14 protein-coding genes are annotated in these 14,265 nt (G+C 65.9%); 6 read left to right on the top strand and 8 right to left on the bottom strand.

Going from position 1 to position 14,265, the window contains the following annotated elements; translation table 11 throughout:
• Positions 1 to 88: 88 nt before the first annotated feature.
• The 6 genes from ypfJ to xdhC form a co-directional block, all read right to left on the bottom strand.
• A complete protein-coding gene (gene ypfJ / locus ABWP92_RS01160; RefSeq protein WP_353233505.1) occupies positions 89 to 961 on the bottom strand; it encodes a KPN_02809 family neutral zinc metallopeptidase in 873 nt (290 codons plus the stop codon).
• Positions 962 to 1,265: 304 nt separating this feature from the next.
• Entirely contained in the window at positions 1,266 to 1,832 is a 567-nt protein-coding gene (gene dcd / locus ABWP92_RS01165) for a dCTP deaminase (RefSeq protein ID WP_353233506.1), read from the bottom strand.
• A gap of 152 nt (positions 1,833 to 1,984) precedes the next feature.
• The gene (gene guaD / locus ABWP92_RS01170) at positions 1,985 to 3,259 is read right to left on the bottom strand and encodes a guanine deaminase (protein ID WP_353233507.1); all 1,275 of its coding nucleotides are present in this window, start codon (positions 3,257 to 3,259) and stop codon (positions 1,985 to 1,987) included.
• 69 nt (positions 3,260 to 3,328) lie between these two features.
• Complete coding sequence (locus ABWP92_RS01175; RefSeq protein ID WP_353233508.1) at positions 3,329 to 4,432, bottom strand: BMP family ABC transporter substrate-binding protein; 1,104 nt, start codon at positions 4,430 to 4,432, stop codon at positions 3,329 to 3,331.
• Between the two features lie 230 nt (positions 4,433 to 4,662).
• Complete coding sequence (locus tag ABWP92_RS01180) at positions 4,663 to 5,883, bottom strand: urate hydroxylase PuuD (RefSeq protein WP_353233509.1); 1,221 nt, start codon at positions 5,881 to 5,883, stop codon at positions 4,663 to 4,665.
• A gap of 200 nt (positions 5,884 to 6,083) precedes the next feature.
• Positions 6,084 to 6,950, bottom strand: a complete 867-nt coding sequence (xdhC, locus tag ABWP92_RS01185; RefSeq protein WP_353233510.1) for a xanthine dehydrogenase accessory protein XdhC — start codon at positions 6,948 to 6,950, stop codon at positions 6,084 to 6,086.
• A gap of 96 nt (positions 6,951 to 7,046) precedes the next feature.
• On the opposite strand from xdhC, the gene ABWP92_RS01190 reads away from it, so the two are divergent.
• Together ABWP92_RS01190 and ABWP92_RS01195 are read left to right on the top strand one after the other, a co-directional pair.
• Positions 7,047 to 7,673: a hypothetical protein gene (locus ABWP92_RS01190; RefSeq protein ID WP_502907429.1), complete on the top strand. Its 627-nt coding sequence runs from the start codon at positions 7,047 to 7,049 to the stop codon at positions 7,671 to 7,673.
• 21 nt (positions 7,674 to 7,694) lie between these two features.
• The gene (locus tag ABWP92_RS01195; protein ID WP_353233511.1) at positions 7,695 to 8,186 is read left to right on the top strand and encodes a hypothetical protein; all 492 of its coding nucleotides are present in this window, start codon (positions 7,695 to 7,697) and stop codon (positions 8,184 to 8,186) included.
• A gap of 17 nt (positions 8,187 to 8,203) precedes the next feature.
• Here ABWP92_RS01195 and uraH read toward each other — a convergent pair whose 3' ends face one another.
• A complete protein-coding gene (gene uraH / locus ABWP92_RS01200; RefSeq protein ID WP_353233512.1) occupies positions 8,204 to 8,554 on the bottom strand; it encodes a hydroxyisourate hydrolase in 351 nt (116 codons plus the stop codon).
• Between the two features lie 92 nt (positions 8,555 to 8,646).
• On the opposite strand from uraH, the gene ABWP92_RS01205 reads away from it, so the two are divergent.
• From ABWP92_RS01205 to ABWP92_RS01220, 4 genes are read left to right on the top strand one after another with little or no spacing between them, the layout of a single operon-like run.
• Entirely contained in the window at positions 8,647 to 9,324 is a 678-nt protein-coding gene (locus tag ABWP92_RS01205) for a GntR family transcriptional regulator (protein ID WP_353233513.1), read from the top strand.
• A 55-nt stretch (positions 9,325 to 9,379) separates the two neighbouring features.
• Positions 9,380 to 10,339, top strand: coding sequence for an allantoinase PuuE (gene puuE / locus ABWP92_RS01210; RefSeq protein ID WP_353233514.1), 960 nt, complete (start codon positions 9,380 to 9,382; stop codon positions 10,337 to 10,339).
• A gap of 48 nt (positions 10,340 to 10,387) precedes the next feature.
• Positions 10,388 to 12,163, top strand: a complete 1,776-nt coding sequence (gene uraD, locus ABWP92_RS01215; protein ID WP_353233515.1) for a 2-oxo-4-hydroxy-4-carboxy-5-ureidoimidazoline decarboxylase — start codon at positions 10,388 to 10,390, stop codon at positions 12,161 to 12,163.
• 55 nt (positions 12,164 to 12,218) lie between these two features.
• Complete coding sequence (locus tag ABWP92_RS01220) at positions 12,219 to 13,487, top strand: M20/M25/M40 family metallo-hydrolase (RefSeq protein ID WP_353233516.1); 1,269 nt, start codon at positions 12,219 to 12,221, stop codon at positions 13,485 to 13,487.
• 25 nt (positions 13,488 to 13,512) lie between these two features.
• On the opposite strand, the gene ligK is transcribed toward ABWP92_RS01220, so the two are convergent.
• On the bottom strand, positions 13,513 to 14,196 hold the full coding sequence (ligK, locus tag ABWP92_RS01225) for a 4-carboxy-4-hydroxy-2-oxoadipate aldolase/oxaloacetate decarboxylase (protein WP_353233517.1): 684 nt from the start codon (positions 14,194 to 14,196) through the stop codon (positions 13,513 to 13,515).
• Positions 14,197 to 14,265: the final 69 nt, after the last annotated feature.

The following is a 14,265-nucleotide window of genomic DNA, read 5'->3' on the forward strand; positions in this document are numbered from 1 at the left end:
GACATGCGGGTTTTCCTCATGCCAAGACCTGTCCGATCTCTGGCAAGAATCGCCCAGGAAGCAGCATGCGGCGCGCGCGAAACCGGCATCACAAGGACTGGGTGTTGAAAGTGTCGCAAGCCTGCACGCTGCCGGTTTTCAGGCCTGTCGTGAACCAGCGCACGCGCTGCGCGCTGGAGCCGTGGGTGAACGCATCCGGGCGCACCGTGCCGGTCTGCTCGCGCTGCAGCTTGTCGTCGCCGATCGACTGGGCCGCATTCAGGGCCGATTCGATATCGCTTTGATCGAGCCAATTCTTGGCCTGCTGCGAATGGTGGGCCCAGACGCCCGCATAGCAGTCGGCCTGCAGTTCCAGGCGCACCGAGAGCGCGTTCTGGTCGCGCTGGCTCACGCGGCCGCGCATATTGTCCACTTTGGCGGTAGTGCCAAGCAGTGTCTGCACGTGGTGGCCCACCTCGTGGGCGATGACGTAGGCGCGCGCGAACACGCCCGGCGCTCCCAACTGGCGGCTCATGGTGTCGAAGAAGCCCATGTCCAGATAGACCTTCTGGTCGCCAGGGCAGTAAAAAGGACCCATCGCGGACTGGCCGGTGCCGCAGGCCGTGGGCACCGAGCCGCGGAACAGCACCAGCTTGGGTTCGCGGTATTGGGCGCCGCCCTGCTGAAAGATCTGGCTCCATACGTCCTCGGTGGATGCCAGCACGGTCGACACGAATCTGGCCTGCTGATCGTCGGCGGGAGGCGCCTTGGCGGGGCCTTGTTGCTGCTGAACCTGCTGCTCCGAACCACCGGAGAGCACGCCGATGGTCGTCAGCGGATTGATGCCGAACACACCCCAGCCGATCAGCGCGATCACCACGGTGCCAATGCCGATCGAACGGCCGCCGATCATGCCTGCGCCGCCACCCGAGCCGCGGCGGTCTTCCACATTGCTGGACTCGCGATTACCTTCCCATTTCATTGTCTTTTCTCCGGTTGGAACGGCTCCGGCCCACGGGCCGGGCTCGGGTGCAGGATGTTACGCCTTGCGCGCCGTCCGTAAAGGGGCAAGGGACGCCGCGGGCATGGAACATCGGCGGCGATGATGCAAGTTGACGATACTTTGCCAAGAGCCATTCGTAGGACGCTCTCGCGTTTTCAATAAATCACCACGCAAACGGCTACGCGGCGCCGGGCGCGCCATCCGCGCCCGGAAGCCCCTTCGCCGAAACCGGCCGGGCTTCGCGCAAGGCGATTCTGGAGCAAACGCAATCAGGGATCTGGGATCAGGCCTTGGGCAGGGTGACGCCGACCTGGCCCTGGTACTTGCCGCCACGGTCCCTGTAGCTCACGTCGCAGACCTCATCGCTCTCGAAGAACAGCACCTGCGCGCAGCCCTCTCCCGCATAGATGCGCGCGGGCAGCGGCGTGGTGTTGCTGAACTCCAGGGTCACGTAGCCCTCCCACTCGGGCTCGAACGGCGTGACGTTCACGATGATCCCGCAGCGCGCATAGGTGCTCTTGCCCAGGCAGATCGTCAGCACGTTGCGCGGAATGCGGAAATATTCCACGGTACGCGCCAGCGCGAAACTGTTGGGCGGGATGATGCAGGAGTCGCCATGGAAATCCACGAAACTCTTCTCGTCGAAGTTCTTGGGATCGACCACGGTGCTGTGGATATTGGTGAAGACCTTGAATTCCGGCGCGCAGCGGATGTCGTAGCCGTAGCTGCTGGTGCCGTAGCTGATGATCTTGCGGCCATCGACCTGGCGGACCTGCCCCGGCTCGAACGGTTCGATCATGCCGTGTTGTTCGGCCATGCGGCGGATCCACTTGTCGCTCTTGATGGACATCCCAGTCACTCCTTGCACATTCTTCAATAGACCGTAACGCTGGCGCAGTGGCGTCGCATTACTATCAAAATTATAGCTTTACGCACTTCGAGCGCACTCGCAGCACGCTATTTTGACGGCAAACGCCCGTCCTTCGGAAATTGAGTACTGCGTCAGGCGATCACAGTGCGCTCGATCAAGCGATCATCTCCCAGCACGATCATCGCAAACAGCAGCTCGTCCAGGCTGCGCGCCTGCGCGGTGCGGCGTGCGATCAACGGGGTGGCCTGGGGATGGAGGATGACGAAATCCGCCTCGCAGCCCGGCTGCAGGTTGCCAACGACTCCTTCAAGCCCGGCCGCGCGCGCCGCGCCCGCCGTGTGCAGCCACCACAAGGTGCCTGGAGACAGCGACTGCCCCTGCTTGGAATGCCCTTCGCGGCCCACGTAATATGCCTCGAGCATGGTACGAAAGGGACTGAAGCTCGTGCCCCCGCCCACATCGCTTGCCAGCCCGTAGCCGAAACCGGCGGCGTCGGCCTTGGCGAAATCGAAATAACCGCTCGACAGGAACAGATTGCTCGTCGGACAGACGGCTGCCGCCGCGCCGCGATCGCGCATCAGGGCGCGGTCCTCGCCATCGAAATGGATGCAATGCGCATACACCGATCGCTCGCGCATCAGCCCGAAATCGTCATATACCGAAAGATAGCTGCGCGCGGCCGGGTGCAGCTCGCGCACCCAGCGGATCTCGTCATGGTTTTCCGCCACGTGCGACTGGATCCACACATCGCGGTACCGGTCCGCGAGCTCGCCCGCGCCACGCAGTTGCGCGTCGCTGCTGGTCGGCGCAAAGCGCGGCGTGATCGCGTAGCCGAGACGGCCCCGGCCATGCCAGCGCCGGATCAGCGCTTCCGTGTCGATGAGCGATTGCTCGGTCTGGTCGCGCACCCCATCGGGTGAATGCCGGTCCTGCAGCACCTTGCCCGCCACCATGCGCATGCCGCGCGCCTGCGCCTCGCTCATCAAGGCATCGACGGAGCCCGGATGCGACGTGCAGAACGTGAACGCGGTGCTCACGCCGTTGCGCAGCAACTCGTCCATGAAGAAGCTGGCGACCTGCGCCGCATAGTCGCCGTCGCAAAAGCGCGACTCGTGCGGAAAGGTGTAATTCTCCAGCCACGGCAGCAGGCCGTCCGCGGGCGATCCGATCACGTCGGTCTGCGGATAGTGGATGTGCAGATCGATGAACCCCGGCGCGATGATGCGGCCCGGCAGGTGGTTGACGGGCAGGCCCGCGTAACCGGCGGACAAAGCGCTCCAGCCGCCCGCGGCCTTCACGCGCCGCACGCCGTCGGCATCGGCGGCGACGGCCAGCAAGCCGTCCTCCTCATAGACGGCCGTGCCGTCGGATTCGAAACGAAGGAGAGCACAGCGGAATATTTGCATGAAGACAGCTTACGTCCTTGGCGCGCGATGCGTTATCAGGATGCGCGCATAGAGTCGATAACGGGACGCCTATTTTCGCGCAGGAGCCTGCACGCCTTCGACGAGCCAGTCCATGGCGAGAATCTCGCCATCGGTGAGCAACTGGCCCGGTGCAATCCGCACCTTGCCCTGGTTGTCGAGAATGGGCGCCCTGCCCGCATGGAACGGTTGCAGCCTGCCGGCCACCATGTCCTTCCCGCGCGCCTTCACCTCCTCGCGGACAGCGGGGGGAATGCTTGCGCTGAAGCCTTCGAGACGGATCATGCCCTCGCGCACGCCGCCCCATCTGTCCTGGCTTTTCCAGCTTCCGCCGGCCACCGCCCTGACGCGGTCCGCGTAGTACTTGCCCCACTGGTGCGTCACGGCGACGAGTTGCGCGTCGGGGCCGACGTGCCGCATGTCGGAGTGAAAGCCGATGGCGTATTTGCCGCGCTCCTGCGCCGCCGCCATGATCGCCGTCGAAGCCACCTGGAACGCAACTACGTCGACACCTTCGTTGAACAGCGCCATCGCGGCCTCGCGCTCCTTGGGCGGATCGAACCAGACATCCAGCCAGATCACCTTGACCACAGCCTTGGGATTCACCGAGCGCATGCCGAGCGCGAATGCGTTGATGCCCTGCATGACCTCCGGAATCGGAAAACCGGCGACGAAACCAGCCACGCCCGAGCGGCTCATACGCCCCGCCAGCACGCCGGAGAGATAGCGCCCTTCGTAGTAGCGCGCGTTCGCCGTGCTCACATTCGCGGCGCGCTTGTAGCCCGTGATGGATTCGAATTTCACGCCGGGAAAATCCCTGGCCACGCGCATCGTCGGCTCCATGTAGCCAAAGCTCGGCGTGAAGATGATGTCATTGCCCGACGCGGCCAGATCGCGGATCACGCGCTCCGCATCCGCGCCCTCGGCCACGTTCTCGACAAACGTGGATTGCACGGCCTTATCCCCAAGCGCCGCCATCATCTCCTTGCGGCCCGCTTCGTGCTGGTGGGTCCATCCGGCGTCCGCGATCGGCGAGACGTAGACGAACGCGGCCTTGACCGGGCCGGACTTCGCCGCCGCGCCGGCATTCGCAAAAGAAAGAGGGGAAAGGAAAAAACAGGCGGCCGCGAGCGCGGCAGCGAGGTTTTTGTACATGGTGTTCCTCTACATGGTCCCGGGCGACGCCGGACGTGCGGCGCCGCAATTGGAAAAAAAAGAAAGGCCGCCGGGACAGCAGCCTCTCTTGCTTTGAAGGCGGCGATTATACGCGCCGCCGGTTTTCCTTTCTTTCCATGGGGAGTGCCTGCAAGACGCCCTGCCGCCGCCTGGATCCGGCCTCGGGCGATCCGCATCCATTCGACTGGCGAGGGGTTTGCAGCCCCGCCCTATGGGCCAGTCGGCGCGCCGCCTTCGTACCAGCGCCTGAACATGTCGCGCTCGTCGTCGGTGAGGCCGGCGGGATTGCCGAACGGCATCTTCCTGAGCTGCACGACCTGCGTATAGATCTGCTGCGCGTGGCTCTTCACCTCGTCGGGCGTATCGAACATCACGTTCTTCTGCGCAATGGTCTTGGCGCTGTGGCAGACCATGCAGGCCCTCTCCATCACGCCGTGCACTTCGCCGTAGGCGGGTACGGCCATGGTCCCGCCCGTGGAAGCCGCTGCTGCGGGCCTGGGGGCCGGCTTGAGCCACGCCGCCACGCCGGCGATCACCAGCACGCCCACCAGCGCATAGGGCCACGGATGCCCGTTGCGGCCCAGCTTGAAGCCATGGCGCAGCACGAAGAACTGGCGGATTGCCGCGCCCGCGAACATCATCAGGATCAGCACCAGCCAGTTCAGCTCGTGACCGTAGAGCCAGCCGTAATGGTTCGACAGCATGGCAAACAGCACGGGCAGCGTGAAATACGTGTTGTGCACGCTGCGCTGCTTGGCCCGCTTGCCATGGACCGGGTCCACCGGCTGGCCCGCCCGCAGCGCGGCAACCACCTTGCGCTGGCCGGGAATGATCCAGAAGAACACATTGGCGCTCATCGACGTGGCCAGCATCGCGCCCATCAGCAGGAACGCCGCCTGGCCGGGAAAGATATGGCAGGCGAGAAATGCCGCGATGCACACAAGAACCAGGACCATTGCGCCTACGATGGCGTCGCCATTCCGACCCTGCCCGAACATCCGGCAGATGGTGTCGTACAGCAGCCAGAACACCGCCAGGAATGCCAGCGCGGACAGGATCGCCATGCCGGCGGACATCGGGTTCGGGCTGGCCGGATTCACCAGATAGATGTTCGCGTTCCACAGATAGGAAACCGTCAGCAGCGCAAAGCCGGAAAGCCACGTGGTGTAGCTCTCCCAATAGAACCAATGCAGGTGGTCCGGCATCCTGGGCGGCGCGACGTTGAACTTCACAGGATGATAGAAACCGCCGCCGTGCACCGCCCAGAGCTCCCCGGAGACTCCGTCGCGCTTCAGGCCCTCATCGACCGGCGGCGTGAGGCTGCTGTCAAGGAATACGAAGTAGAAGGAGGAACCGACCCATGCGATGGCGGTAATGACGTGCAGCCAGCGCAGCAGCAGATTGGCCCAGTCGAGAAAGTAGCTTTCCATAGCTCGCGATCCTGGCGGCAATGATGCCGACGTTCGGCAACGCCGGGGAAAGGCGCTGCCTGGACTCTGCTCACCACTGCGGGCGCTCTGAGCAGCCATCTGGCCGCGCACCTTGGATCGGAATGAACCTGGGCACCGCTGCGACCATTTTGTTGACTGAAAGTGTATACAAAAATGCAGCTCAAAAATGGGAGACTGTCCTAGGGCATACCCTTGGCCGCGAATTTCTCGCCGGGCTCCAGACCTCTGTAGACCGACTGCAGGAGCTGCGCCGCCACCGAGGCGGCAATCACTTCCGGCTCCTTGCCCGTGATGCCCGCAATGCCGATGGGGCAGGTGATGTGCGCAAGCTCGGCCTCGGAGAATCCGCGATGCCGCAGCCGGCTTCCGAACACCGCGCGCTTGGTGGCGCTGCCGATCAGCCCGATGAACGGCAGGTCGCCCTGCTCGCGCTGGCGCTTCAGGCATGCCGCGACGATGCTCAGGTCCTCCGCGTGACTGAAGCTCATGATCAGCACGCGGCAACCCGCGGGCAAATAGCGCACCGCCGCCTCCACCGGATCGGAATGCTCGCACCGCACCTGTGGCGGCACACCCTGGGGAAAGATACTGTCGCGGCTGTCGATCCAGTTCACCGAGAACGGCAGCGGAGCCAGCGCGCGCACCAGCGCATGCCCCACGTGGCCGCCGCCAAACAGCGCCAGCTCATGCAGCGCGGGCCGCAGCCGCCGCTCGAGCGCCGTTGCCTGACCGGCGTCCACCACCTCGAAGCGCAGATTCACGGCCCCGCCGCAGCACTGGCCGAGGCTGGGACCCAGCGCCCACCGCCGGACCAGCGGCAGCCCTGCATCCGTGCGCGCGCCCAGCAGCAGATTGCGCGCCAGCGTGATGGCCTCCAGTTCCAGATGTCCGCCGCCTATGGTGCCGATGGGCCTGGCGTTGCCCGCCGGCACGGCCATCCAGGCACCGGATTCTCGCGGCGCCGAGCCTTGGGTAGACTCCACCAGAACCAGGCACGCGGGCGCGGTCCGCAGGGTCAGCAACAATTGTTGAAGAGCCGAAGGCAAGGCAGTCGTCCTCGTGTGCAAGTGGCGCGCAAGGCCGGGCGGCTACCGCAAACGGCCTGCGCGATGATGTGAACAGCATAACCAGCGTTTCCCCCCATGTCAGAAAACGGTCCGGAAAAATTCAGCGGCTCGCGAGCCCGCTCCGCCCAGCCGCGCGGGTGGATGCTCCTGCTGCTTGCTGCGCTGGCTTTCGTGCTGGTCAATCGCTATCTGGAGTCGCGCCGCGCCAGGACTGCCGCGCCCACGGTCGCGCAGCCATCCCTGCCTGTCCCGAAACCGCCCATTCAACCGCCTACTCAACCAGCCCCGAAACCCGCGCCAGCCCCCTCCGCCATTCCCCAGCCCAAGCCAGCGCCGACTCCTGCGAAACCACCCGTCAACGCATCGCAGGCGGCGACCCCGCTCGCCTACCGCCAGGATGCGGCCCGGCATATCTATGCGAAGAACGCCGCCCGCATCTATCAGGGCAAGCTCCAGCCATTGCTCTATGCGATCGGCGTGCTGCAGGTGAGCATCGACGGCCAGGGCCGCGTGCAGCGGCTGCACTGGCTGCGCGCGCCGCGCCAGGCCCCTGAAGTCATTCGTGAAATCGAACGCACGGTGCGCGCCGCCGCGCCCTATCCCGTGCCCGCGCGCATGGGCCGCGTGGTCTATACCGACACATGGCTGTGGGACAAGTCGGGCAAGTTCCAGCTCGACACATTGACCGAGGGGCAGCATTAAACTCCCGCCCCGGAGACCGCCATGCCTTTGACCTTCCAGCCACCAGCCGCACACCCCGCCGCCATGAACATGGCACGGCGCGCCAGCGCCGTCATCGTCCTGAGCCTTGCCGCCTTCACGGTTCTGTGCGCGGGCTCCGCCCACGCGGTGGAGACCTGCACCGCGCAGAAATCCGCCAGGGTGCAGGAGCAACTCAAGCGCATCGCCTCATGGGACCGGTTCGCGCGGCTCTACGAGCAATCGGGCGACTGCGACAAGTCCGGGCAGAGCCGTGCGTTTTCGCGCACCGTCGCCCAACTGGCCGCACAGCCCGGCGGAGTCATCCGCCTGGACGCCGCCATCCGCAAGCGCCCGTGGCTGAAACCCGTGGCGCTGCGGCATCTGCGCTCAGGCGTGGTGAGCAGGGAAGAGTCGCGCCAGATCATCGCCAATGCGGACAGGACCTGCCCGCGCGCCGGCAGGCAGACGGCGCTGTGCCGCGAGGTGCGCGCGGCGCTTCGCCCCAGGAAATAGGCCGAGCGCCAGCCCCTTCAGGAACCGCGGTACGTGGAATAGGCCCACGGGCTCACCAGCAGCGGCACGTGGTAATGCTGATCGGCATGCGCCACGCCAAAGTCCAGGCTCACGCGATGGAGAAAATTCGGCTCGGGCAGCACCACGCCGCGCGCCTTGAAATATGCGGCCACGTCGAACGTCAGGCGATAAGTCCCCACCTTGAGGCTGTGGTTGTCGAACAGCGGCGCATCGGTGCGTCCGTCGTGGTTCAGCGTCAGGCTCTTGACCAGGGTCGCCCGCTCGCCATCCGTGCTGAAGAGCTCGACCCGCATGCCCGCGGCGGGGCAGCCGTTCATGGTGTCGAGTACGTGGGTGCTCAAGCCCATAGGGATAACTCCTTAAACATCGATGGGTCGCAACTGTACCCCTGTCGACCAAAAGTGTATACAATTTTTGTGAACTTGAAGAGAATCTAGAAATGGAATCGTCCGCAACCAGCGCCATCGCCGAATCGCTCACGCGCGCCATCGTCGAGCACAAGCTCCTGCCGGGAACCAAGCTTGGCGAGCAAAAACTCGCCGATCACTTCAGCGTGTCGCGCACGCTGGTGCGGCAGGCGCTCTTTCAGCTGTCTCAAAACCGGCTGGTGACCCTGGAGCCCGCGCGCGGCGCATTCGTTTCCACGCCCTCGGTGGCGGAGGCCAAACAGGTGTTTGCCGTGCGTCTCATGCTGGAGACGGCGATGACCCGCGCCTTCGTCCAGCAGGTCACGCCCGCGCAGATCAAATCGCTCAAGGCCCACATCCAGTCCGAGAAGAAAGCCATGGACCGCAACGACGTGGGCCGGCGCACCCAGTTGCTGGGCGACTTCCACGTGGTGATGGCCGAGCTCATGGGCAATGCCGTGCTCGCGCAGATGCTCGGCGACCTGATCTCGCGTTGCGCGCTCATCACGCTCATGTACCAGAGCACCAGCGCCGCCGAACACTCGCATGACGAGCACGAAGCCATCGTGACCGCCCTCGCCCGCAAGGACGAGGAAGGCGCCGTGCGGCTGATGCGCGAACACTTGCAGCACGTGGAGGAAGGCCTGGCCTTCGACCGCGACATGCCCAGCAGCGACCTGTCGATGGCGCTGTCCTCCGTCTCGGCCTGACCGCGCCGCCCGACGACCCACACGGCACGAAAAAACCACCACGCACGAGAACGACATGACATACGACGCCTGCGCGCCCTACCCCCGCGACCTGATCGGCCATGGCCGCACGCCGCCCCACCCCGAGTGGCCCGGCAAGGCCCGCGTGGCCGTGCAGTTCGTGCTCAACTACGAAGAAGGCGGCGAGAACTGCGTGCTGCACGGCGACGCCGCCAGCGAACAGTTCCTCTCGGAAATGTTCAACCCGGCGGCCTATCCCGAGCGCCACATGAGCATGGAAGGCATCTATGAATACGGCTCGCGCGCGGGAGTCTGGCGCATTCTGCGCGAGTTCGAGAAACGCGCCCTGCCGCTGACGGTGTTCGGCGTGGCCACCGCGCTGCAAAGGCACCGCGAAGTCGCGCAGGCGTTCGACGAGCTCGGCCACGAAGTCGCCTGCCACGGGCTGAAATGGATCCACTACCAGGGCGTTCCAGAAGACGTGGAACGCGCGCACATGGCGCAATGCATGGACATCTTCGGCGAGCTGTATGGCGGACGCGGCGATCACGGCCTGGGCTGGTACACCGGCCGCGACAGCCCCAACACGCACCGCCTCGTCGCCGACAACGGCGGCTTCGCCTACGACAGCGACTACTACGGCGACGACCTGCCGTTCTGGATGACGGTGCGCAAGTCCGATGGCGGAAGGCACCAGCAGCTCATCGTTCCCTACACGCTCGACGTGAACGACATGCGCTTCGCGCTGCCGCAGGGCTACTCGCACGCCGACCCGTTCTTCCAGTACATGAAGGACACGTTCGACACGCTATACGCGGAAGGCGATCCTGACGGTGCGAACGCGCCCAGGATGATGAGCATCGGCATGCACTGCCGCCTGCTGGGCCGCCCGGGCCGCATCACCGCGCTGCAGCGTTTCCTCGACCACGTCCAGGCTCACGACGGCGTGTGGATCGCGCGCCGCATCGACATCGCGCGCCACTGGGCCAGGCGCTTTCCCGCGCCGCAACCCTGAACGCACCGGGCAGCACCCCCATACGGACAACATGAAAAAGCCATCGCCATGACCTTGACACTCGAGCAGCTCAACCGCGCCGCACCGGCCGATGCCGCGCAATTGCTGGACGGCATCTACGAGCATTCCCCCTGGATCGCCTCGCGGGCGATGGAGCAACGACCCTTCAAATCGCTCGCGCATCTCAAGCACGCGATGGCGCAGGTGGTGAACGCGGCGGGAGAGCAGGCGCAGCTCGGCCTGATCCGGACGCACCCGGAGCTTGCCGGCAAGGCCATGGTGTCCAGGACGCTGACGGCGGAGTCCACCCATGAGCAGGGCAAGGCCGGCCTCACCGACTGCACGAGCGAGGAGTTCGCCCGCATCCAGCAGCTCAATGACGACTACAACCGGCGCTTCGGCTTTCCCTTCATCCTCGCCGTGCGCGGCCCGCGCGGCACGGGTCTTGGCAAGCAGGAGATCATCGACACGTTCGCGCGCCGCCTGGACAACCCGCCGGACTTCGAGCGCGCCGAAGCGCTGCGCAACATCCACCGCATCGCGGAAATCCGCCTGAACGACAAGTTCGATGTAGAGCCCACGCTGGGCAACGACGTATGGGACTGGCAGGAGCGGCTGGCGCAGCACACCGACCCCGGCTACGGCGAACTGGGCCAGCTCACGGTCACCTATCTCACGGACGCTCACCGCGCGTGCGCCCAGCGCATCAGCCACTGGATGCGCGACTGCGGTTTCGACGAAGTGCAGATCGATGCCGTGGGCAACGTGGTCGGCCGGTACAGGCCCGCCGCGGATGGCGGCAAGTACCTGCTCACCGGCAGCCACTACGACACGGTGCGCAACGGCGGCAAGTACGACGGGCGTCTGGGCATCTTCGTGCCGATGGCCTGCGTGCGCGAGCTGCACCGCCAGGGGCGGCGCATGCCCTTCGGCATCGAAGTGGTGGCCTTCGCGGAAGAGGAAGGCCAGCGCTACAAGGCGACCTTCCTGGGTTCGGGCGCGCTGATCGGCGACTTCAGGAGCGAATGGCTGGACCAGCAGGACGCCGACGGCATCACCATGCGCGAGGCCATGCGGCACGCGGGACTGTGCATCGACGACATTCCCAGGCTCAGGCGCGATGCCGCCGGCTATCTCGGCTTCATCGAAGTGCATATCGAACAGGGCCCCGTGCTCAACGAACTCGACATCCCGCTGGGCGTGGTCACCTCGATCAACGGCAGCCAGCGCTATGTCTGCGAGATGACCGGCATGGCAAGCCACGCGGGCACCACGCCCATGGACCGCCGCCGCGACGCCGCCACCGGAGTCGCCGAACTCGCGCTGTACGTGGAGCAGCGCGCGGCGCAGGACGCAGACAGCGTGGCCACCATCGGTCAGCTCGAAGTGCCCAACGGCTCGATCAACGTGGTGCCGGGCCGCTGCAGGTTCAGCCTGGACATGCGCGCGCCGACCAACGCGCAGCGCGACGCCCTGGCGGCGGACATCCTCGCCAGGCTCGACGACATCGCCCGGCGCCGCGGCCTGCACTACAAGGCCGAGCGCGCGATGAGCGCCGACGCCGCGCCCAGCGCGCCCGAGTGGCAACGGCGCTGGGAGAACGCCGTGCAGGCGCTGGGCGTTCCGCTCTTTCGCATGCCCAGCGGCGCGGGCCACGACGCGATGAAGATCCACGAGATCCTGCCGCAGGCGATGCTGTTCGTGCGCGGCCTGAACTCGGGCATCAGCCACAACCCGCTCGAATCGTCCACGTCCGACGACATGCAGCTGGCCGTCGAAGCCTTCGGCCACGTGCTCGAACAGCTTGCGGCCGAACAAAGCTGAAGGTTCGCCCCGCCGCCCTGAGAACACAAACACAATCGACAACCAAGGAACAGCCATGAACCCAGGCCGCCAAGCCACCTATGCCGCGCTCGATGCATGGATCGACCAGCACTTCGACGAGCAAGTGCGTTTCCTGCAGGCGCTGGTACGGGTGCCCACCGACACGCCGCCGGGCAACAACGCGCCCCATGCCGAGCGCACCGCCGAACTGATCAGGCCGTTTGGCTTCGATGCGGAAAAGCACGCCGTTCCCGAGCCGCAGGTCAAGGACTACGGCATGCGGTCCATCACCAACCTGATCGTGCGCCGCCCCTATGGCGATGGCGGCAGGACCATCGCGCTCAACGCGCATGGCGATGTGGTGCCGCCGGGCGAGGGCTGGACGCACGACCCCTATGGCGCGGAGATCGCCGGCGGCCACATGTTCGGCCGCGCGACCGCCGTGAGCAAGAGCGATTTCTCCACCTTCACCTTCGCCGTGCGGGCGCTCGAGGCCGTGGCAAGGCCGCAGCGTGGCGGCGTGGAGCTGCACTTCACCTATGACGAGGAATTCGGCGGCCTGCTCGGCCCCGGCTGGCTGCTGGACAAAGGCCTGACCAGGCCCGACCTGATGATCGCCGCGGGTTTCAGCTACGAAGTCGTGACCGCCCACAACGGCTGCCTGCAGATGGAGGTGACCATCCACGGCAAGATGGCGCATGCCGCCGTCCCCGACACCGGGGTGGATGCGCTTCAGGCGGCCACCGCGGTGCTCAATGCGCTATACGGCGAGAACGCCAGGTACAGGCAGGTGACATCGCGCGTTGCCGGGATCAGCCACCCTTATGTGAACGTCGGGCAGATCCAGGGAGGCACCAACACCAACGTCATCCCCGGCAAGGTGGTGCTGAAAGTGGACCGCCGCATGATCCCGGAAGAAGACCCCGCGCAGGTCGAAGCCTCCATCCGCAAGGTGATGGCCGACGCGGTGGCCGCGTTCAACCAGGAACGCGGCCTGACCGGCGAGGATGCCGCGCGCATCGACATCAAGCGCCTGCTGCTGGCCAACGCCATGACTCCGCTGCCGGGCAACCAGCCGCTGGTGGATGCGATCCAGGCGCATGGCGAAGCGGTCTTCGGCGAGAAACCGCCGGCGGTCGGCACACCGCTCTATACCGACGTGCGCCTGTATGTGGAGCGCGGCATTCCCGGCGTGATCTACGGCGCGGGGCCGCGCACGGTGCTGGAATCGCACGCCAAGCGCTCGGACGAGCGCGTGGCGCTGGAGGACCTGCGCCGCGCCACCAAGGTCATTGCACGCGCCCTGGCGGATCTGCTGGCCTGATCCGCCACGCGCGGATGCTCGTCCGTCAGTCGATGTACCTGAGCCCGGCGGCCGCCAGCGGCTCGCGCATCCGGTACATGTCCAGGCCGAGCACGCCGCTGGCGAGCTGCTCGCGCTTGGCGGCCTCGTTGGCCTCCCTCTTCCTGGCGGCCTCCAGGGTCCTGGCAGCGATGGCGCGCGGCACGCAGACCACGCCGTCATCGTCCGCCACGATCACGTCGCCGGGATGCACCAGCGCGCCGGCGCAGACCACGGGCACGTTCACCGAACCCAGCGTCGCCTTGATGCATCCCTTGCTGCTGATGGCCTTGCTCCAGACGGGGAACTGCATTTGCGCCAGCGTCCCGACGTCGCGCACCCCCGCGTCGATGACCAGCGCGCGCGCGCCGCGGGCCTTGAAGCTGGTGGCGAGCAGATCGCCAAAATAGCCATCGGAGCATTCCGACGTGAGACCCGCCACCACGATGTCGCCGGGCTGAATCTGCTCCGCCGCCACGTGCATCATCCAGTTGTCTCCAGGGTGCAGCAGCACGGTGACGGCCGTTCCCGACACCTGCGCGCCCGCATAGATCGGCCGCATGCAGGGCTTGAGCAGGCCCACCCGGCCCATGGCTTCGTGGACCGTCGCCGAGCCCGGCGCCGCCAGCGCATCCGCGACGGCGCGATCGGTGCGCTCCACATGGCGATATACGACTCCCAGTTCATACATGTCTGTTTCCTCCTTTAGAACGTGTTTACGATCTCCTCGCGCCGCGACAGCGGCTTTGCGGGATGGGAT

The organism is Diaphorobacter ruginosibacter (assembly GCF_040396215.1).
Taxonomy (GTDB): Bacteria; Pseudomonadota; Gammaproteobacteria; order Burkholderiales; family Burkholderiaceae_C; genus Diaphorobacter_A; species Diaphorobacter_A ruginosibacter_A.

Excerpts from the sequence above, each read along its gene's own strand:
- puuE (WP_353233514.1), top strand. The coding sequence starts at position 9,380 with ATGACATACGACGCCTGCGCGCCCTACCCCCGCGACCTGATCGGCCAT.
- uraD (WP_353233515.1), top strand. The coding sequence starts at position 10,388 with ATGACCTTGACACTCGAGCAGCTCAACCGCGCCGCACCGGCCGATGCC.
- ABWP92_RS01180 (WP_353233509.1), bottom strand. The coding sequence starts at position 5,883 with ATGGAAAGCTACTTTCTCGACTGGGCCAATCTGCTGCTGCGCTGGCTG.
- ABWP92_RS01175 (WP_353233508.1), bottom strand. The coding sequence starts at position 4,432 with ATGTACAAAAACCTCGCTGCCGCGCTCGCGGCCGCCTGTTTTTTCCTT.
- ypfJ (WP_353233505.1), bottom strand. The coding sequence starts at position 961 with ATGAAATGGGAAGGTAATCGCGAGTCCAGCAATGTGGAAGACCGCCGC.
- ABWP92_RS01190 (WP_502907429.1), top strand. The coding sequence starts at position 7,047 with ATGTCAGAAAACGGTCCGGAAAAATTCAGCGGCTCGCGAGCCCGCTCC.
- ABWP92_RS01205 (WP_353233513.1), top strand. The coding sequence starts at position 8,647 with ATGGAATCGTCCGCAACCAGCGCCATCGCCGAATCGCTCACGCGCGCC.
- ABWP92_RS01195 (WP_353233511.1), top strand. The coding sequence starts at position 7,695 with ATGCCTTTGACCTTCCAGCCACCAGCCGCACACCCCGCCGCCATGAAC.
- dcd (WP_353233506.1), bottom strand. The coding sequence starts at position 1,832 with ATGTCCATCAAGAGCGACAAGTGGATCCGCCGCATGGCCGAACAACAC.
- uraH (WP_353233512.1), bottom strand. The coding sequence starts at position 8,554 with ATGGGCTTGAGCACCCACGTACTCGACACCATGAACGGCTGCCCCGCC.
- ligK (WP_353233517.1), bottom strand. The coding sequence starts at position 14,196 with ATGTATGAACTGGGAGTCGTATATCGCCATGTGGAGCGCACCGATCGC.
- ABWP92_RS01220 (WP_353233516.1), top strand. The coding sequence starts at position 12,219 with ATGAACCCAGGCCGCCAAGCCACCTATGCCGCGCTCGATGCATGGATC.
- guaD (WP_353233507.1), bottom strand. The coding sequence starts at position 3,259 with ATGCAAATATTCCGCTGTGCTCTCCTTCGTTTCGAATCCGACGGCACG.